The organism is Hydrogenophaga sp., from assembly GCF_025699295.1.
Lineage (GTDB): Bacteria > Pseudomonadota > Gammaproteobacteria > Burkholderiales > Burkholderiaceae_C > Hydrogenophaga.
Genome location: NZ_JAILWB010000032.1, coordinates 1 through 19,202 on the forward strand (window position 1 = coordinate 1; position 19,202 = coordinate 19,202).

The following is a 19,202-nucleotide window of genomic DNA, read 5'->3' on the forward strand; positions in this document are numbered from 1 at the left end:
CCGCTGGCGACGGCGCGGCCCGATCCACCCGATTTCGCCCCGCCGCGCCCGGGGCGGCCCGCATGTTGGAAAATACCGGGTTTCGCGCGCGCGAGCGCCGAGCGCTTCCCGACACCGACCGACAACCACAAGGCCACCATGACCCGCCCCGCTTCCGTTGCCGACATCCGCAAGACCTTCCTGGACTTCTTCGCCTCCAAGGGCCACACCGTGGTCGCGTCCAGCCCGCTGGTGCCCGGCAACGACCCCACGCTCATGTTCACCAACTCGGGCATGGTGCAGTTCAAGGACGTGTTCCTCGGCACCGACAAGCGCCCCTACGTGCGCGCCGCCTCGGTGCAGGCCTGCCTGCGCGCCGGCGGCAAGCACAACGACCTCGAGAACGTGGGCTACACCGCGCGCCACCACACCTTCTTCGAGATGCTGGGCAACTGGTCCTTCGGTGACTACTTCAAGCGCGAATCGCTGAAGTGGGCCTGGGAGCTGCTGACCGAGGTCTACAAGCTGCCCAAGGACAAGCTGCTGGCCACGGTGTACGCCGAGGACGACGAGGCCTACGACATCTGGACGAAAGAAATCGGCCTGCCGCCCGAGCGCGTGATCCGCATCGGCGACAACAAGGGCGGGCGCTACAAGAGCGACAACTTCTGGATGATGGCCGACACCGGCCCCTGCGGCCCCTGCAGCGAGATCTTCTACGACCACGGCCCCGAGATCCCCGGCGGCCCGCCCGGCAGCCCCGACGAAGACGGTGACCGCTTCATCGAGATCTGGAACAACGTGTTCATGCAGTTCAACATGGACGAGACCGGCGCCGTCACGCCGCTGCCCGCGCCCTGCGTGGACACCGGCATGGGCCTGGAGCGCCTCGCCGCGATCCTGCAGCACGTGCACAGCAACTACCAGATCGACCTCTTCGACGCGCTCATCAAGGCCGCCGCGCGTGAGACGCGCACCACGGATCTCGCCAACCCCTCGCTCAAGGTGATCGCCGACCACATCCGCGCCACCGCCTTCCTGGTGAGCGACGGCGTGATCCCGAGCAACGAAGGCCGCGGCTACGTGCAGCGCCGCATCGTGCGTCGCGCGATCCGCCACGGCTACAAGCTGGGCCAGAAGACGCCGTTCTTCCACAAGCTGGTGGCCGAGCTGGTGCGCCTGATGGGCGACGCCTATCCCCGCCTCAAGGCCCAGGAGCAGCGCATCACCGAGGTACTCAAGGCCGAGGAAGAGCGCTTCTACGAGACGCTGGCCAACGGCATGGAGATCCTCGACGCGGCGCTGGCGAACGGCGAGAAGGTGCTGCCGGGCGACGTGGCCTTCAAGCTGCACGACACCTACGGCTTCCCGCTGGACCTGTCCGCCGATGTCTGCCGCGAGCGCGGCCTCTCGGTGGACGAAGCGGGCTTCCACGCTGCCATGGAAAAGCAGAAGGCGGCGGGCCGCGCGGCCGGCAAGTTCAGGATGGACAAGGCGCTGGACTACAGCGGCGCGGGCAATGCCTTCGTGGGCTACGAGCAGCTTGAAGCGCCCGGCAAGGTGCTGGCGCTGTACCTGGAGGGCACCCCGGTGGCCGAACTGAAGGCCGGGCAGCAGGGCGTGGTGGTGCTGGACACGACGCCGTTCTACGCCGAAAGCGGCGGCCAGGTCGGTGACGAGGGCACGATCACCAGTGGCTCGGCGCGCTTCGCCGTCGCCGACACGCAGAAGATCAAGGCCGACGTGTTCGGCCACCACGGCACGCTGGAGCAGGGCACGCTGGCCGTGGGCGACAGCGTGAACGCGCAGGTGAACACGGCGCAGCGCGCCGCCACCGTGCGCAACCACTCGGTCACCCACCTGATGCACAAGGCCCTGCGCGAGGTGCTGGGCGATCACGTGCAGCAGAAGGGCAGCCTGGTCGACGCCGACAAGACGCGTTTCGACTTCACCCACAACGCGCCGGTGAGCGACGCGCAGATCCGCGAGATCGAACAGCGGGTGAACGCCGAGATCGTGGCCAACGCGGCCACGCAGGCGCGCCTGATGGACATCGAGTCGGCGCAGAAGACGGGCGCGGTGATGCTGTTCGGCGAGAAGTACGGCGAGACCGTGCGCGTGCTCGACATCGGCTCCAGCCGCGAGCTGTGTGGTGGCACGCACGTGGCGCGCACCGGCGACATCGGCTTCTTCACCATCACGGCCGAAGGGGGCGTGGCCGCGGGCGTGCGCCGCGTCGAAGCCGTCACCGGCCTGAATGCGCTGGCCTATGTGCAGGGCATGGAGGCCACGCTCGGGGGTGTGGCCGGCACGCTCAAGGTGGCGCCGGCCGAGGTGCCCGCACGCGTGAGCGGCATGCTCGAACAGATGCGCGACCTGGAGCGCGAGATGACCGCGCTCAAGGGCCGGCTGGCCTCGGCCCAGGGTGACGAGCTGGTGGGCCAGGCGGTGGACGTGAAAGGCCTGAAGGTGCTGGCGGCGGTGCTGCCGGGTGCCGACGCCAGGACCCTGCGCGACACCCTGGACAAGCTCAAGGACAAACTCAAGAGCGCGGCCATCGTGCTCGCGGCCGTGGACGGTGGCAAGGTGCAGCTGGCCGCGGGCGTGACCGCCGACAGCATGGGCAAGGTCAAGGCCGGCGAGCTGGTGAACTTCGTTGCCCAGCAGGTGGGTGGCAAGGGCGGTGGCAAGCCCGACATGGCCATGGCCGGCGGCACCGATGCGAGCGGCCTGCCCCAGGCGCTGCAATCGGTGCAGGCCTGGGTGGCCGAACGCCTGTGAACGCCTGGAGCCGTCGCCGCTGTCTGGGCGCGTTTGGTGCCGTGGCACTGGCGAACGTCGGCGGCCCTGCCCGCGCGCAGGCGCCGGCCTTCGAGCGCAGCGACTGGCCGCGCGGCGCGCCCACACCGGCGCTGGAAACGCTCAGCCTGGACGGCCAGGCGGTGAAGCTGTCCGACCTCAAGGGCCGCGCCGTGCTGCTCAACTTCTGGGCCAGCTGGTGCGAACCGTGCCGCGCCGAGATGCCCACGCTGCAGGGCCTGCCACCACTGTTCGGCGAGGACAGGCTGGTCGTGGTGGCGCTCAACTTCAAGGAGCCACCGCAGCGCGCCGCGCGCTTCGTGGCGCAGACCGGCCTCACCCTGCCGGTGTGGCTCGATCCCCTGGGCGCGCATGCCCGGGCCTGGGGCGTGCGCGTGTTCCCGACCACGGTGCTGATCGATCGCCAGGGCCGCGCGCGCGAGCGCGTGCGCGGCGAAGTGGACTGGAGCGGCAACGAGGCGCTGGGCTGGGTCGAGCGGTTGATGGCGCTCTGACGCCCGCCCGCATAATGGCGTTTTCCTCCTGGCGCCCTGTGGGCGACCGGGCTTTTTCCCGAGCGATGCATGGCAGCCTGTGTCTGCGATTCCGCCGTTGTTCCACCTCACCGGAGTTCTCTTCATGACCCCCGATCGCCGCATCTTCCTGCAGCGCGCCGCCACGTCCGTGGCCGCCGCCTCCCCGCTCTTCCACGCCGCCAGTGCACTCGCGCAGGGCAGTCCGGCGCCGCGAACCTTCGATCCGCAACCCGGTGCCTGGCGCACCTTCGACGTGACCACCCGCGTGGACATCGTCAAGCCGCAGGGCCTCACCCAGGTCTGGCTGCCCGTGCCCTCCGTCGAGAGCGACTGGCAGCGCTCCTTCACCAGCGATTACCGCAGCAACGGCAGCGCGCGCCTGACCGAAGACCGCGGCTACGGCGCCCGCATGCTGCACGTGAGCTTTGCCGCCGGTGAAGCCGCGCCGTACGTGGAGCTCACCAGCCGCGTGCAGACACGCAACCGCGCGGTCGATCTGTCGCAGAAGACGGGCAGCACCGAAGACGCCGCCAGCCTGCGCTTCTGGACCCAGCCCACCGAATTGCTGCCCACAGACGGCATCGTGCGCGAGACCGCGCTCAAGGCCACGCGCGGCGCGCGCACCGACGTGCAGAAGGCACGGCAGATCTACGACTGGGTGGTCACCAACACCTACCGCGAACCCAAGGTGCGCGGTTGTGGCGAGGGCGACATCAAGACCATGCTGGAGACCGGCAACCTGGGCGGCAAGTGCGCCGACCTCAACGCCGTCTTCGTCGGCCTGTGCCGCGCTGCCGGCGTGCCCGCGCGCGACGTGTACGGCCTGCGCCTGGCCCCCTCGGCCTTTGGCTACAAGGAACTCGGCGGCAACCCCGCCAGCCTCAAGGGCGCGCAGCACTGTCGCGCCGAAGTGCATCTGGCTGGCCACGGCTGGGTGGCCATGGACCCGGCCGACGTGGCCAAGGTGATGCGCCAGGAAACGCCGGAGTGGATCAAGACCACGCAGCACCCGCTCGTGGCGCCAGTGAACCGCGGCCTGTTCGGCGGCTGGGAGGGCAACTGGGTGGCCTGGAACATGGCGCACGATGTGCAACTGCCGCAGGCCCGGGGCCCGGAACTCGGCTTTTTCATGTACCCCACGGCGGAGGTCGGCGGCCAGCGCCTGGACTCCTACGCCCCCGACGATTTCAAGTACCAGATCTCGGCGCGCGAAATCAAGGCCTGATCGCTTTTCGCTTCGCGCCGAGCCCATCCCCGTTCGGGCTGAGCCTGTCGAAGCCTTCGTGCGGTGCGGGCCTGCGGGGCTTCGGCAGGCTCAGCCCGAACGGATAGGTTGCCTACGAAGGCCAGTCCAGCGCCCGCGGGCTTTCAAAGGCCCGGGCTTCGCCTGTCACCGGGTCGGTGAAGGCGATCGCCTTCGCCAGCAGACGCAGCGGGTTCAAAAAATCCTCGGCCTCGTCCGGCCCGCGCAGCACGCGGGGGTAGAACTGGTCGCCCGCGATCGGCAGGCCCAGCGCGTTCATGTGCACCCGCAGCTGGTGGCGCCGGCCGGTGAGCGGCGCCAGCCGGTAGCGTGCCCAGGCGCCGCGTGCCTCCAGCCGTTCGATGCGCGTCTCGCTGTTGGCTTCGCCCGGCGCCTCGGTCATGCGGAAGAACGCCCCTGCCTCCTCCACGATGAGGCTGCGCCGCAGCACAGGCCAGTCCACAGCCTCGTCGTGGGGTGCGATCGCTTCGTAGATCTTGTGCACGGCGCGATCGCGAAACAGCGCCTGGTAGGCGTCGCGGTCCTGCGGCCGCAGGCTGAACACCACCAGCCCGGCGGTCTCGCGATCGATTCGGTGGATCGGGCTGAGGTCTGGCAGGTCGAGCCGCTGCTTCAGCCGCACCAGCAGGCTCTGCCGCACGTAGCGCCCGCCCGGCGTGACGGGCAGGAAGTGCGGTTTGTCGACCACCAGCAGGTGTGCATCGCGAAAGACCACGACTTCCTCGAACGGAATGACGGTCTCGTCGTCGAGTTCCCGGTAGTAGTAGACCCGCGCGCCGGGTTGAAAGGGTGCGTCGGGCGGCAGCGCCCGGGCGTCGTCGCCCAACACCTCGCCGCGTGCCATGCGCCGCGCCCAGTCGTCGCGGCCCACGGCGTGCAGCCGCTCGGCGAGAAAGTCCAGCAGCGTGGGCCAGGGCGGTGGCTTGGTCGAGGGCAGCGCCACGCAGCTGGGCGAGACGCCCTGGCGCGCGGGGATCAGCGGGTTCCTGGGCTGGCGCGCCACGGAAGCGGCTTCAGACCCGGCGGAACACCAGGTCCCACACGCCATGGCCAAGCTTGAGGCCGCGGTTCTCGAACTTGGTGAGCGGGCGGTAGTCGGGCTTGGGCACGAAACCCTCGCCGGTGGCGCCGGCGGTGTTGCGCAGCAGCGGCTCGGCGCCGAGTACCTCGAGCATCTGCCGCGCGTAAGGCTCCCAGTCGGTCGCCAGGTGGATGTAGCCGCCGGGCTTGAGGTGGCGCGCGAGCTGGTTCACGAACGGCGGCTGGATCAGGCGGCGCTTGTGGTGGCGGCTCTTGTGCCAGGGGTCGGGAAAGAAGATGTGCACACCGTCCAGGCTGGCTTCGCCGAGCATGTGGTTCAGCACCTCGACCGCGTCGTGGCGCAGGATGCGGATGTTCTCCAGGCCCTGTTCACCCGCGAGCTTGAGCAGCGCGCCCACGCCGGGCTCGTGCACCTCGCAGCACAGGAAGTTGTCCTGCGGCCGCACACCGGCGATGTGCGCGGTGGCGCCGCCCATCCCGAAGCCGATCTCCAGCACCAGCGGCGCGGTGCGGCCAAACGCTGCGTCGGCATCGAAGGCGCCTGGCGCGTAGTTCAGCAGGAAGCGCGGGCCGAAGACTTCGTAGGCCTTGGCCTGGCCGACGGTGGTGCGACCGGCGCGCAGCACATAGCTCTTGACTTCGCGCAGGTAGGGCACGTCGCTCGGTGGGGTGCGCGGCAGCGCGTGGCGGGGGTCGGTCATGAAGGGGCGGCGTTCGGTCGGCGAAGGCGACGATTTTAGGCCGCCCAGGCCGCCGCCCAGCGCGCCAGCGCGTCGTGCACCGCACTGTCCTGCGCGGGTGGCAGCCCCAGCACCCGCGCGGCGCGGTCCAGCGTGGCCAGCGGGTCGTTCAGATCGAGCGCCTGCGCGCCGTTCTGCTTGCTGAGCTTCTCGCCGTTGTCGCCCAGCACCAGCGGCGTGTGCAGGTACGCCGGCGTGGGCAGGCCGAGCGCGCGCTGCAGCAGGATCTGTCGCGCGGTGTTGTCCACCAGGTCTTCGCCGCGCACGACGTGGGTGATGCCCTGGGCCGCGTCGTCCACCACCACCGCGAGCTGGTAGGCCCAGAGGCCGTCGGCGCGCTGGAGGATGAAGTCGCCCACCTCGGCGGTCACGTCCTGCGCCTGGGGCCCGAGGCGCCGGTCGGTCCATCGCACCTCGCCGGGCGCGTGGACGGCGAAGCGCCAGGCCCGCGCGGGCTTGCCCTGCAGGCCGCCGTGGTCCGGCCGGCAGGTGCCGGGATAGACGGCTGCGTGGTGGCGCTCGCGTGTGAGGCCTTGCGCCCGCAACGCGGCCTCGATGTCCTTGCGCGAACAGCCGCAGGGGTAGGCGCGCTGCTGGTCGATCAGCTGGTCCAGCGCTTGCTGGTAGAGCGCGCCACGTTGCGATTGCCAGACCACAGGTTCATCGCTGACGAGGCCGCAGGTGGCGAGCTGTTGCAGGATGATCTCGTCCGCGCCCGCGATGCAGCGGGGTGTGTCCACGTCCTCGATGCGCACGAGCCAGACGCCACCGAGGGCTCGCGCGTCGAGCCAGCTGGCGAGTGCGGCAACCAGTGAGCCGGCATGCAGCGGGCCGGTAGGTGACGGGGCAAAGCGGCCTCGGTACATGGCCGTCAAGGCCCTCACCCATGCAGACTCAGGCGATGGACAGGGCCATCTCCAGGCCGGAGACGAACGCGTCTTCCACGCGGTGGCCCAGGCACCAGTCGCCACAGGCGCCGATGCCCAGCGCCTTGTCGAACAGGTGGCTCTTGCCGAGGGGCGTCTGTGTCTGCGCGAAGCGCCAGCGGTGCGCCACGGCGTGCGTGGGTGTGGCGCGGATGCCGGTGATCTCGGCGAAACCCTTGAGCAGCTTGGCCTTGGCGCGTTCGGCATCGTCTTCCAGGTGCTTGGTCGACCACGCCGGGCTGGCCTGCACGGTCCAGCGTTCGATGGGTTCGCGGCCCGGCTTGCTCGATTCGCGCGCCAGCCAGCTGATGCGGTGGTGCGTGCTGCGCGCCGCATTCCACTGCGGGCCCAGGTGGGGCAGGCCGGGCTGCATGGCCTGCGGGTAGGCCACCATCAGCGTCCAGCAAGGGGCGACATGCACCGGGGTAAGCGCCTGGCGCAGCTCGGGCGCGAGGCCCGAGGCCAGCAGCAGGTCGTGCACCTGCGGGTGGGGCATGGCGAGCACGACGCGGTCGAAGCCACCCAGCACCTGCTGGCCGCCTTGCCCGTCTTCGGCGCGCAACTGCCACTGGGACGCGTGCAGTGCATCGCGTTCGATGCGGGTGACGCGGGTGTCGAGCAGGGTGCGCGCCAGCAGGCCGCCATGCAGCTCCGGTTGGGCCAGCGGCTGCGCCCAGAGCTTGACCAGCGCGTTCATGCCGGGCGAGGCGACGAAATGCGGCTCGGTGGGCGGAGGCGCGCTGGCGAGCACGTGACCGAACTCGTCGAGCACGCGCACGGTGCTGGCGCTCCACGGACGCACGACGGTGGTGGCGTTGCTGCGCAGCGCGGTTTCGAAGCGTTTGTCGCGCACGGTGAAGTACTGCGCGCCATGGTCGAAGCCGCCGAATTCGGTGCGCCGGGTGGCCATGCGCCCGCCGAACCCGCGACTTTTCTCGAACAGCGTCACGCGGTGGCCCGCCTGCACCAGCGTGCGCGCGCACACCACGCCGGCCATGCCGCCACCGACCACGGCGATGTGCAGGGGCGCGGCACCGCTGGCTCTGGAACGCTGGGACGAGGTGGCGGATGCGCGTGGGCGTGGGGTGTTCGTCATGTCTCGGTGCGCGTTGGGTTCGGATGGGCTGTGGCCGACTGTATCAGTTGCTTTCTGGAACAACGGGGTTCCGAAGCGAGATCGGCAGCGCGAGAAGCCACGCCCGTCCAGAACACCGCGGATCTGGCTCCGCCAGGCCGCAGGTGTTGCCCCCTGGGGGGTGACGCCGGAGGCGGCGCGGGGGGAGCCTATATCTGGTGGTGGTTGTTCAGCAGGGCGCCGCGCGTCTTGGGATGCTGCAGCCGGTCTAGCCACCAGCGCAGCGCGCGGCCCGTGTCGCCTGCACGATGAGGCTGGCGCCAGGCATAAGCCAGACGCACCTTGGGATTGGGACGTTGCACCGTCTTCACCACCAGGCGACCGGCGTTGATGAAGGGCTGTGCCAGCGACAGGGGCAGAAAGCCGCTGCCCAGGCCGCGCAGCTGCGCGTCCAGCTTGTGCTGCATGGTGGGCACGGTCAGCACGTCCTGCCCGGGCAGCAGGTTGTGCGTGACGCCGCGCCCGCGCTGCGTGCTGTCGGCCACGGCCACGGCACGGTGTTCGCGCAGCTCTTCGTCGCACAGGCTGTGCGTGGCGGCCGCCAGAGGGTGGTGCGGAGCCACCGCGTAGACGAAGGACAGCGTGCCCATGGGCGCGGACTGGAAGTCGGTGTGCGAGATGTCGGTGGGCACGCCCAGGGCGAGGTCGGCCTGCCCGCTTTGCAGGGCCTCGACCGTGCCCGAGAGCGTTTCGGCGCGCAGCTTGAGCCGCGTGGGCGCGCCCTCGGCGTAGAAGGCCTCGCAGAGTTCGAACAGCGTGGCGCGCGCAATGATGGCGTCGGCCGCGATGGTGAGCTGCGGTTCCCAGCCGGAGGCGACGCGCTTGACGCGTTCCGCCACCGCGTCGAGTTCGGTCAGCAGGTACTGGCCCGAGCGCAGCAGTTCGGCGCCCGCGGGCGTGAGCACCGCGCGGCGCGCGCTGCGGTCGAACAGCAGTACGTCCAGCGCGTCCTCGATCTGGCGCACGCGGTAGGTCAGGGCACTGGGCACCATGCCCAGGTCGCGCGCGGCGGCGGCCATGCTGCCCAGGCGGGCCACGGCATCGAGCAGGCCGAGATTTTCGGGGGACAGGGCGGCGCGGGGCGTGGCTGTGGCCATGGTCTGAGTGATCGAGTATTCAAACGAATTGAATGATGCCATCAAAACCGTGCAGTCACAAAGACCGTTGCACGGCCCAGAATTCAGCCCATGCCAGCCGGAACCGCCAACGGTGCCCGGCCAGCCCCATCGATGACCGAAAGGACTTCATCATGCTTCAGATCCGACGTTCCGACGCCCGTGGCTATGCCGACCACGGCTGGCTCAAGAGTCACCACTCGTTCTCTTTTGCCGAATACTTCGACCCCGCCTGGATGGGCTGGGGCAACCTGCGTGTGATCAACGAGGACCGCATCGCCCCCGGCACCGGATTCGGCACGCACGGCCACCGCGACATGGAAATCATCAGCTACGTGCTGCAGGGCAACCTGGCCCACAAGGACAGCATGGGCAATGTCAAGGGCATTCCCCCCGGCGACGTGCAGCGCATGAGCGCCGGCACCGGCGTGCGCCACAGCGAGTTCAACCACGCACCGAACGCGACCACGCACTTCCTGCAGATCTGGATCGAGCCCGACGTGACGGGCATCGAGCCCGGCTATGAGCAGAAGAGCTTTGCCGAGGCGGACAAGCGCGGCCAACTGCGCCTGGTGGTCTCCCCGGACGGGGCCCAGGGTTCGGTGACTGTGCATGCCGACGCGGCCATGTATGCAGGCCTGTTCGACGGCGAGGAAACCGCCGAACTGGCGATCAAGCCTGATCGAAAGGCCTACGTGCACCTGGTGCGCGGCGCGCTCGACGTGAACGGCCAGCGCCTGCAGGGCGGTGATGCTGCCGTGCTGGCCCAGGAGAGCGTCATCCAGCTCTCCGGCGGCCGGGACGCCGAGGTGCTGGTGTTCGATCTCGCGGCCTGAACCTATTTCCCGTCCCTCAACTCAACCCTTTTCTTCTTTTTCAAGGAACCACCATGAACGCTCTGCAAAATCCCCTGGCCCTGATCGGCCGCATCCTGCTGGCCATTCTTTTCGTGCCCGCGGGCTACGGCAAGATCGCCGGCTTCACCGGTACCGTGGGCTATGCCACCGCCATGGGTCTGCCACTGCCCACCGTGGGCGTGGCAATCGCACTTGTGATCGAACTCGTGGGCGGCCTGGCGCTGCTGGTGGGCTTCGGCACCCGCATCGCGGCCCTGGCCCTGGCGCTGTTCACGCTGGTCGCGAGCTTCTACTTCCACGCTTACTGGGCCGTGCCGGCCGAGCAGCAGATGATGCAGCAGCTGATGTTCTTCAAGAACATCGCCATCACCGGTGGTCTGCTGGCCTTCGCCGCCTTCGGCGCCGGTGCCCTGAGCCTGGACGCGCGCCGCAAGGCCTGAAGCCCGGTTTCGTTTCCACTCCACTTCTCCACAGCGGCGCCCAGGCGCCGCTTTTTTTCCAGGAAGACAAGTCATGTCCAAGGTTGTAGTGGTTTATCACTCGGGCTACGGTCACACCCAGCGCATGGCGCAAGCCGTGGCCCAGGGCGCCGACGCGGAACTCCTTGCCATCGATGCCGACGGCAACCTGCCCGACGGGGGCTGGGAGACGCTGGCCGCGGCCGACGCCATCATCATGGGGTCGCCCACCTACATGGGCAGCGTGAGCTGGCAGTTCAAGAAGTTCGCCGACGCGTCCAGCAAGCCCTGGTTCGCGCAGCAGTGGAAGGACAAGATCGCCGCGGGTTTCACCAACAGCGCGGGCATGAACGGCGACAAGCTGAACACGCTCAATACCCTGTTCACCCTGGCCATGCAGCACGGCATGATCTGGGTCAGCCAGGGCCTCATGCCCAGCAACACCCAGGGCGCCCAGCGCAACGACGTGAACTACCTGGTGAGCTACAGCGGCGCCATCGCGCAGAGCCCGTCCGACGCGGGCGCGGCCGACATGCTGCCCGGCGACCTGGAGACGGCGCGCCTCTTCGGTGAGCGCGTGGCTTCGGTGGCGGCGAGATTCAGCAAGTGATCGCCTGATCGGGCCTCGTGCGGCGTAACATCCGCCGCATGAAGGTTCTCAGCATCATCCCCTGGGCGGACTGGCTCGCGCTGGTCTGCTTTTTTGCCTTGTGGACGGGGTACGCCTGGTTCGCCCGCGTCTGGGGCCGCAGGATCGGCTCGCTCATCCACACCACCAACCGCTACCGCGGCTACTGGATGAGGCAGACCGCCGCGCGCGATCCGCGCATGCTCGACGGCCTGATCACGCAGACGCTGTCGAACACCCCGGCCTTTTTCTCATCCACCTCGATCCTGGCCATCGGGGGCCTGTTCGCGCTGCTGGGCACCACCGACAAGGCCACCGAGCTCATGAGCGAGATACCGTTCGCGCAGACCACCACGCTGATCGTCTTCGAGTTCAAGATCCTGGTGATGGTGGCGATTTTCGTCTACGCCTTTTTCCGTTTTTCCTGGTGCATGCGGCAATACACCTTCGTCGCGCTGGTGATTGGCGCCATGCCGCCCGCGCAGGACTTCGCCGCCGGCAAGTTCGATCTGGATGTTTATGCGGAGCGCGCCGCCGCCATGGTGGGTGCAGCGGCCGACACCTTCAATGACGGCTTGCGCGCTTATTATTTTTCGTTTGCCGCGCTGGCCTGGTTCATCTCGCCCGTGGCCATGGTCGTGGCCACGCTGGCGGTGGTGGCCATTCTGTACGCGCGCGAGTTCCGCTCCGAGGTGTTGAGCATCCTCAAGGACGAAATGCCGCCATCCGCGTGAGCCGGTCGGGCGGTGTGGCCCCTTCTAAAATGGCCCGATGTTCACCCACCTGCGCCTGCATACCGAATTCTCCGTCGTCGACGGCACCAACCGCATTGACGATGTGGTGGCGGCCGCTGCCGCAGATGGCCAGCCCGCGCTGGCCATCACCGACCTCAACAACCTGTTCGGCGCGGTCAAGTTCTACAAGGCTGCGCGCGGCGCGGGCGTCAAGCCCCTGATCGGCGCCGAGGTGATGCTTCAGGGCTTCACCGAAGAGCCCCCCGGTGCCATGCCCGGCAGCCACCAGCCGCCCGCACCACGCGTGCTGCTGCTGGTGCAGGACAGCCAGGGTTACCTCAATCTGAGCGAGTTGCTTGCGCGCGCCTGGACCCGCAACGAAGGCCGCGGCCAGCCGCTGGTGCAACGCGAATGGCTGCAGGAATGCCATGCGGGTTTGATCCTGCTCTCGGGTGCGCAGGCCGGCCCCGTGGGGCAGGCGCTGGTGCAGGGCGATGCCCAGCGCGCGGCGGACATCGCCCTGCAGCTCTCCACGCTGTTCACGCACCGCTTCTACATCGAGCTGCAGCGCGCCGGCCGCGCCGACGACGAACGCCATGTGACGCAGGCGGTGCAACTCGCGGCGCGCCTGCACCTGCCGGTGGTGGCCACGCATCCGGTGCAGTTCCTTGAGCCCGATGACTACGAAGCGCACGAGGCGCGCGTGTGCATTGCCGAGGGCGAGATCCTGGGCAACAACCGGCGCGTGCGCCGCTTCACCCGCGAGCAGTACTTCAAGAGCAGCGCGCAGATGCAGGCGCTGTTTGCCGACGTGCCCTCGGCCCTGGCCAATTCGCTGGAGATCGCCCGGCGCTGCAACCTCACACTGGTGCTGGGTAAACCGCAGCTGCCCGACTTCCCCACACCGCTGATCGACGGCGTGCCGATGCCGATGGAGGACTTCTTCCGCCAGTCGTCCTTCGAGGGACTGGAGGATCGGCTCGCGCACCTGTACCCCGATGCCGCGAAGCGCGATGCCGAGCGGCCCCGCTACGTGGAGCGCCTGGAGTTCGAGATCAACACCATCCTGAAGATGGGGTTCCCGGGCTACTTCCTGATCGTGGGTGACTTCATCAACTGGGCCAAGAACAACGGCTGCCCGGTCGGCCCGGGCCGGGGCTCTGGCGCGGGGTCGCTGGTGGCCTATGCGCTGAAGATCACCGACCTCGACCCGCTGCAATACAACCTGCTGTTCGAGCGCTTCCTGAACCCGGAGCGGGTGTCCATGCCCGACTTCGACATCGACTTCTGCCAGACCAACCGCGACCGCGTGATCGACTACGTCAAGGACAAGTACGGCAAGGACGCGGTGAGCCAGATCGCCACGTTCGGCACGCTGGCCGCGCGCGCGGCGATCCGCGACGTGGGCCGCGTGCTCGATTTCTCCTACGGCTTCTGCGACGGCATCTCCAAGCTGATCCCGAACAAGCCGGGCATGTCGGTCACGTTGCAGTACCCGCCCGTTCCGAAGAAGGAGGGCGACAAGAACAACTACGCGATCGAGATGGAGCCGGTGCTGGCTGAGCGCATCCAGAAGGAAGACGACGTCAAGACGCTGATCGAGCTGGCGCAGAAGCTCGAAGGCATGACGCGCAACGTCGGCATGCACGCCGGCGGCGTGCTGATCGCGCCCGGCAAACTCACCGACTTCTGCCCGCTGTACGCGCAACCGGGCAGCGAATCGGCCGTGAGCCAGTACGACAAGGACGACGTGGAGGCCATCGGTCTGGTGAAGTTCGACTTCCTGGGCCTGGCCACGCTGACCATCCTGGAGATCGCGCGCGAACTCATCATGAAACGCCACCCGGGGCAGGAGAACTTCCGCTTCGAGGACGTGCCGCTGGACGACGCGCGGGTGTACGCGCTGTTTTCGCGGGGCCAGACCGAAGCCGTGTTCCAGTTTGAAAGCCGCGGCATGCAGGGCATGCTCAAGGACGCCAAGCCCTCGCGCCTGGAAGACCTGATTGCCCTGAACGCGCTGTACCGGCCGGGCCCGATGGACCTGATCCCCAGCTTCGTGGCGCGCAAGCACGGGCGCGAGCAGGTGGAGTACCCGCACCCGGCGGTGGCCGAGATGCTGTCCGAGACCTACGGCATCATGGTCTACCAGGAACAGGTGATGCAGACTGCGCAGATCCTGGGCGGCTACTCGCTCGGTGGCGCCGACCTGCTGCGCCGCGCCATGGGCAAGAAGAAGGCCGAGGAAATGGCCGAGCACCGCGAGAAGTTCCGCGCCGGCGCCCTGGCCACCCACGGCATCACCCAGGAGAAGGCCGACGAAGTGTTCGACCTGATGGAGAAGTTCGCCGGCTACGGCTTCAACAAGTCGCACGCCGCCGCGTACTCCCTGCTGGCGTACCACACCGGCTGGCTCAAGGTGCACTACACCGCCGAGTTCTTCTGCGCCAACATGACGGTGGAAATGGACGACACCGACAAGCTCAAGGTGCTGTTCGAGGACGCGCAGAAGATGGGCATCGCCTTCGAGGCGCCAGACGTGAACCGCGGTTTCCACCGCTTCGAGCCGATCAGCAACAAGTCCATCCGCTATGGCCTGGGCGCGATCAAGGGCACCGGCCAACTGGCGATCGAGGCCATCGTGGCCGCGCGCGAGGGCCGTGGCGAGGGTCCGCGCGGCGACGAAGTCGGACCGTTCCGCAGCCTGTTCGATTTCTGCGTGCGCGTGGACCGCACGCGCCTGAACAAGCGCACGGTGGAGGCATTGATCAAGGCCGGCGCCTTCGACTCGCTGCACCTCAACCGCGCCGAGTTGCTCGCCTCGGTGGACCGTGCCTTCGAGTTCGCCGCCGCAAGCCTGGCCAACGCCAACCAGGGCGGCCTGTTCGACATGATGGGTGACGACGACCACGGATCAAGCACGCAGGAGCCTGAACTGGTCGCGACCATGCCCTGGGGTGTGAAGGAGCGCCTGACGATGGAGAAGACCGCGATCGGCTTCTACTTCTCGGGCCACCTGTTCGACGAGGTGGAGCGTGAGGTGCGCCGCTTTGCCCGCACGCCGCTGGGCGATGTGGTCGAGGGCCGCGACCCGGTGATCCTGGCGGGCATCGTCACCGACTTTCGCGTCATCAACGGCCAGCGCGGCAAGCTCGCGCTGTTCAAGCTGGACGACAAGAGCGGCGTGTTCGAGACCAGCGCGGACGAGAACCTCATCAACGCCCACCGCAACCTGCTCAAGGACGACGAACTCATCATCGTGCAGGCCGTGGCCCAACCCGACCGCTTCTCGGGCGGCGTGCGCCTGAAGATCCAGCAGGTCTGGGACCTGGCCGCGGCGCGCTGCCGCTTCGGCAAGTACCTGCGCGTGGCGGTGAACGGCAGCGCGCCCGCGGTGGCCGAACTGGTGCGCGAATTCCCGCCCAAGCGCGAGTTCACCGAACAGGGCGAGCTGGTGCGCGGCCTGCCGGTGCGGCTGGCGCTGCTGCGCGAGGGCGCGCAGTGCGAGCTGCAGCTTGACGACCGCGCGCTGTTTTTCCCCACCGACGCCGCGCTGGCCAGCTGGATGGCGCAAGCCCACGAGCAGCGGGCGGAAATCGTGTTCGATTAGGGAAGCCCCCCTGCGCCGCTGCGCGGCTTCCCCCCGGAGGTGGGACGACGCCTGTGGCCCGGCAAAGCCGGTTCCACGGCATCTCTGGACTCAGACACGCGCGCCGGAGGCAGGGAAGTTTTCTAGTCCAGCGGTCGCAGGCCGATGACCAGGGAAGAGGGCACGCGCCCGTCGGTGTCCTTGGGCAGGGTGGCGGTGCGGTCGATGGCGCGCAGCACGGCCTCGTCCCAGGCGGCGTTGCCGCTGCTCTTGACCAGGCGGCGCGAGGTGATGCTGCCGTCGGGCTGGGTCCGTACTTCCACCTCGGCGCGCGGATTGCCCGGCGCCACGTCGGTGAACACCACGTTGGGCTTGATGCGCGCGGCCACTTTGGCGCCGTAGCCTGGCGTGGGCCCGCTGGACTGCTGGGCCGTGCCCGTGCTTTGCGGGCCACCGCTCGCACCGGCCTGGCCCATCATGCGTTTGATCTGGTCTTCGCGGATCTGCGCCAGGCGTTTCTCTTCAGCCGCGACCTTGCGCTCCTGCTCGCGTTTCTGCTCGGCCAGCTTCTGCTGTCGCTCCTTTTCGGCGGCGGCTTTCTCGGCCGCCGCCTTCTTCTCGGCCGCGAGCTTTTCCGCAGCGGCCTTTTTCTCGGCGGCAAGCTTCTCGGCGGCGGCCTTCTGCGCCGCCAGCTTTTTCGCCTCTTCCTCGCGGAGCTTCTTTTCGGCCTCGGCCTTCTTCCGGGCTTGCTCCACCGCAATCTCGGCCTGGGTGGGGGCCGGAGGCGCAGGAGGTGGTGGCGCCGGGGTGGGCACTGGCGCTGGCCTGGGCGGTGGCGTGGGCTGCGTCCTGGGTTGGGGCGGTGGTGGCGGGGGCTCGACGGCGCGGGGTGCTGCCTGCTGCGGCATGCGCGACCAGAGTTCGGCTTCCACGGTGACGGGTTCCGCTTCGTGCTGCCATTGAACTCCCAGAGTGAGCGCGATCAGCAACAGGCCGTGGGCGACCAGTGCCAGCCCCAACGGGCCGAGCCAGCGGCCGGTGCGCGGTGGGGTGAGGTCAAGGTGGTCGGCGGTGGTCTGCATGGCAGGTTTGTACGGGCTCAGCGGGAAGTCTGCACGGACAATCCGACGCGCGCGATGCCGGCGCGCTGAAGGGTATCCATCACCCGAACGACCGACTCGTACTTGACGTTCTTGTCGGCGCTGATCACGACGGGAACGCCACCTTCGGGCGGACTGCCCTTGCTGGCCTGCAACTGCTGCACGCGCGCCACCAGCTGGTTCAGTGACACCGGCTGCGCCTGGGCGGTGGCGGAGCTCTCGCGCACCTCGAGCTGTTCGTCCTTGTCGATCATCACGGCCACGAAGCGGTCCGGCTGGCGTCCGGCCTGCCCCACGCTGGGCAGCGCGATCTGGCTGGGCGTGATGAGCGGCGCGGTGACCATGAAGATGATCAGCAGCACCAGCATCACATCGATGAAGGGCACCATGTTGATCTCGTTGATGGTGCGGCGACCCCGGCCGCGGGAAGAGACGGTGGGCATGATCAGTGTCCCGACGGCGTCTGCGTGTGCACACCGAGGTTGCGCTGCAGGATGTTGGAGAACTCCTCCATGAAGGTCTCCATGCCGTTGGCCACGCGGTCGATGTCGTGCGCGAAACGGTTGTAGAACACCACAGCGGGAATCGCCGCGAACAAGCCGATGGCGGTGGCAACCAGGGCCTCGGCGATGCCCGGGGCGACGGTGGCCAGCGTCACCTGCGCCAGTGCCGCGAGACCTGTGAAGGCATGCATGATGCCCCACACGGTGCCGAACAGGCCCACGTAGGGCGCCACCGAGCCGACGGTGCCGAGAAAGGACAGGTTGGCTTCGAGGGCGTCGAGTTCGCGCTGGAAGCTCGCCCGCATCGCGCGGCGCGCGCCATCGAGCAGGGCGCCGCTGTCGGTGATGCGGCGTTCGCGCAGTTTCTGGTATTCGCGCATGCCGCTGGCGAAGATGCGTTCCATCGGTCCGCCATGCTTGGCGTTCTGCGCAGCCGAGGCATAGAGGTCGTTGAGGTTGGTGCCCGACCAGAAATCGCGCTCGAAGTCGTCGTTGTAGTTGCGTACGCGCTTGAGGGCGAACACCTTGCGGAAGATGGCCGCCCAGCTGATCACGGAGACCACCACCAGCAGCACGACGACGGCCTGGACCACCCAGCTCGCGTTGAGCATCAGTTGAACGATGGAAAGGTCTTGTGTCATGGGTGTTCGGATGCGGTAGGTCTGAGGAAAGTTCGGCGGTGCGCCTGTCGGGCGGGGGTCAAACCGCGCCTTGCAGGGCCTCCACCACCCGGGATGGTATGCGCTGGGGACGCAGGTTGCGGGCGTCCACCCAGCCGATGCGGATGCTGCCTTCGCACAGCAGCAGGGGCGCCTGGCCGTCGCGCGCGGGCGTCAGCAGCGCGGTCTGCCCGATTGTCAGGGAGGCACGACCCGCTTCGCGGACACACGCTGTAACCAGAAGCAAATCATCTAGGCGCGCCGAGCGGTGGTAGTGCACCTGGGTGTCGGTGACCACGAACATGCCACCCGTTTCGTCGCGCAGGCGCTGCTGCTCCACGCCCAGGTGGCGCAGCCATTCGGTGCGGGCGCGCTCGAAGAACTTGAGGTAGTTGGCATAGAAGACGATGCCGCCGGCGTCGGTGTCCTCCCAGTACACGCGCACCGGCCAGGTGAATGGAGCCCCCGGGCTGACCGCCGCGCGGGGTTCGCTGCCTCCGGAGACTGTCACAGCGCCTGCTCCAGGCGCGCCACGGCTTCCCGGAGCTGGGCCATGGAACTGGCGGTTGAAAATCGCAGGTAGCGGCCGGGTTCGGCGTGGCCGAAGTCGCGGCCAGGGGTGGTGGCAAGCTGGCAGCGCTTCATGAGTTCGAATGCGAGCGACCAGCTACCGCCTTCGTCGGGTCGGGCAGCCTGCGGCGCAATGCCCCAGCGTTCACACAGTCCGCGCACGTCGGCCCAGGCGTAGAACGCGCCGTCCGGCATCACGGGAACTTTCAGACCGAGGCGGTCCAGCGCGGGGATGAAGAAGTCGCGCCGGGCCTTGAACTCCTGGCGGCGGCGCTCGTATTCCAGCAGGCTGTCGGGTTCGAAACAGGCGAGCGCGGCATGCTGCGCGATGGTGCTGGCGCAAATGAAGAGGTTTTGCGCCAGGCGCTCCACCACCGGGACAAGCGCCGGCGGCAGCACCAGCCAGCCCAGGCGCCAGCCGGTCATGTTGAAGTACTTGGAGAAGCTGTTGATGCTGATGACCTCGTCGCCCAGCCCATCGGGCAGGCCCAGCGCGCTGTGGCCGAATGCGTCCTCGAAGCTCAGGCCCAGGTAGATCTCGTCAACCAGGGTGACACCGCCGCGCGCGCGCA

Annotated in this window: 18 protein-coding genes; 8 read left to right on the plus strand and 10 right to left on the minus strand. The window is 68.3% G+C overall.

The genetic code is table 11. The features are described 5' to 3' along the window. Positions 1-138 precede the first annotated feature (138 nt). The 3 genes from alaS (at position 139) to K5880_RS22670 (ending at position 4,539) form a co-directional block, all read left to right on the plus strand. Positions 139-2,760, plus strand: a complete 2,622-nt coding sequence (alaS, locus tag K5880_RS22660) for an alanine--tRNA ligase (RefSeq protein ID WP_297658138.1) — start codon at positions 139-141, stop codon at positions 2,758-2,760. Continuing rightward, positions 2,757-3,293 (plus strand): TlpA disulfide reductase family protein, encoded by a 537-nt coding sequence (locus K5880_RS22665; protein ID WP_297658101.1) that lies wholly within the window; start codon positions 2,757-2,759, stop codon positions 3,291-3,293. The genes alaS and K5880_RS22665 overlap by 4 nt, the downstream gene beginning before the upstream one ends. Positions 3,294-3,417: 124 nt before the next feature. Beyond that, positions 3,418-4,539 (plus strand): transglutaminase family protein, encoded by a 1,122-nt coding sequence (locus tag K5880_RS22670; RefSeq protein ID WP_297658103.1) that lies wholly within the window; start codon positions 3,418-3,420, stop codon positions 4,537-4,539. A 112-nt stretch (positions 4,540-4,651) separates the two neighbouring features. Here the strand turns inward: K5880_RS22670 and K5880_RS22675 are convergent, their stop codons facing one another. The 5 genes from K5880_RS22675 to K5880_RS22695 all read right to left on the minus strand — a co-directional run bounded on the left by K5880_RS22675 (position 4,652) and on the right by K5880_RS22695 (position 9,517). Then, positions 4,652-5,581 carry a pseudouridine synthase gene (locus K5880_RS22675; RefSeq protein ID WP_297658105.1) on the minus strand — a complete coding sequence of 310 codons (930 nt, stop codon included), beginning with the start codon at positions 5,579-5,581 and terminating at the stop codon, positions 4,652-4,654. Between the two features lie 10 nt (positions 5,582-5,591). Continuing rightward, positions 5,592-6,320 (minus strand): tRNA (guanosine(46)-N7)-methyltransferase TrmB, encoded by a 729-nt coding sequence (gene trmB, locus K5880_RS22680; RefSeq protein ID WP_297658107.1) that lies wholly within the window; start codon positions 6,318-6,320, stop codon positions 5,592-5,594. 35 nt (positions 6,321-6,355) lie between these two features. After that, positions 6,356-7,225, minus strand: coding sequence for a tRNA glutamyl-Q(34) synthetase GluQRS (gluQRS, locus tag K5880_RS22685; protein ID WP_297658141.1), 870 nt, complete (start codon positions 7,223-7,225; stop codon positions 6,356-6,358). Positions 7,226-7,253: 28 nt separating this feature from the next. Continuing rightward, entirely contained in the window at positions 7,254-8,282 is a 1,029-nt protein-coding gene (locus K5880_RS22690; RefSeq protein ID WP_297658144.1) for an FAD-dependent oxidoreductase, read from the minus strand. 287 nt (positions 8,283-8,569) lie between these two features. Next, the gene (locus K5880_RS22695; protein ID WP_297658109.1) at positions 8,570-9,517 is read right to left on the minus strand and encodes a LysR family transcriptional regulator; all 948 of its coding nucleotides are present in this window, start codon (positions 9,515-9,517) and stop codon (positions 8,570-8,572) included. A gap of 152 nt (positions 9,518-9,669) precedes the next feature. Here K5880_RS22695 and K5880_RS22700 point away from each other — a divergent pair, with 152 nt between their 5' ends. The 5 genes from K5880_RS22700 (at position 9,670) to dnaE (ending at position 15,819) form a co-directional block, all read left to right on the plus strand. Further along, the gene (locus K5880_RS22700) at positions 9,670-10,371 is read left to right on the plus strand and encodes a pirin family protein (RefSeq protein WP_297658111.1); all 702 of its coding nucleotides are present in this window, start codon (positions 9,670-9,672) and stop codon (positions 10,369-10,371) included. 53 nt (positions 10,372-10,424) lie between these two features. After that, entirely contained in the window at positions 10,425-10,832 is a 408-nt protein-coding gene (locus K5880_RS22705; RefSeq protein WP_297658113.1) for a DoxX family protein, read from the plus strand. Between the two features lie 73 nt (positions 10,833-10,905). Beyond that, positions 10,906-11,460 carry a flavodoxin family protein gene (locus K5880_RS22710; RefSeq protein WP_297658116.1) on the plus strand — a complete coding sequence of 185 codons (555 nt, stop codon included), beginning with the start codon at positions 10,906-10,908 and terminating at the stop codon, positions 11,458-11,460. Between the two features lie 38 nt (positions 11,461-11,498). Continuing rightward, positions 11,499-12,212: a DUF599 domain-containing protein gene (locus K5880_RS22715; RefSeq protein ID WP_297658118.1), complete on the plus strand. Its 714-nt coding sequence runs from the start codon at positions 11,499-11,501 to the stop codon at positions 12,210-12,212. A 37-nt stretch (positions 12,213-12,249) separates the two neighbouring features. Then, the gene (gene dnaE / locus K5880_RS22720) at positions 12,250-15,819 is read left to right on the plus strand and encodes a DNA polymerase III subunit alpha (RefSeq protein WP_297658120.1); all 3,570 of its coding nucleotides are present in this window, start codon (positions 12,250-12,252) and stop codon (positions 15,817-15,819) included. Positions 15,820-15,941: 122 nt separating this feature from the next. Here dnaE and tolA read toward each other — a convergent pair whose 3' ends face one another. From tolA to K5880_RS22745, 5 genes are all read right to left on the minus strand, one after another. After that, positions 15,942-16,880: a cell envelope integrity protein TolA gene (tolA, locus tag K5880_RS22725; RefSeq protein WP_297658122.1), complete on the minus strand. Its 939-nt coding sequence runs from the start codon at positions 16,878-16,880 to the stop codon at positions 15,942-15,944. Between the two features lie 17 nt (positions 16,881-16,897). Further along, complete coding sequence (locus tag K5880_RS22730) at positions 16,898-17,341, minus strand: biopolymer transporter ExbD (RefSeq protein ID WP_297658125.1); 444 nt, start codon at positions 17,339-17,341, stop codon at positions 16,898-16,900. A 2-nt stretch (positions 17,342-17,343) separates the two neighbouring features. Beyond that, positions 17,344-18,042: a protein TolQ gene (gene tolQ, locus K5880_RS22735; protein ID WP_297658128.1), complete on the minus strand. Its 699-nt coding sequence runs from the start codon at positions 18,040-18,042 to the stop codon at positions 17,344-17,346. A 58-nt stretch (positions 18,043-18,100) separates the two neighbouring features. Next, a complete protein-coding gene (ybgC, locus tag K5880_RS22740; RefSeq protein WP_297658130.1) occupies positions 18,101-18,571 on the minus strand; it encodes a tol-pal system-associated acyl-CoA thioesterase in 471 nt (156 codons plus the stop codon). After that, positions 18,568-19,202: aminotransferase class I/II-fold pyridoxal phosphate-dependent enzyme (locus K5880_RS22745; protein WP_297658135.1), on the minus strand; the 635-nt coding region annotated here is incomplete at its 5' end. The genes K5880_RS22745 and ybgC, both read right to left, overlap by 4 nt.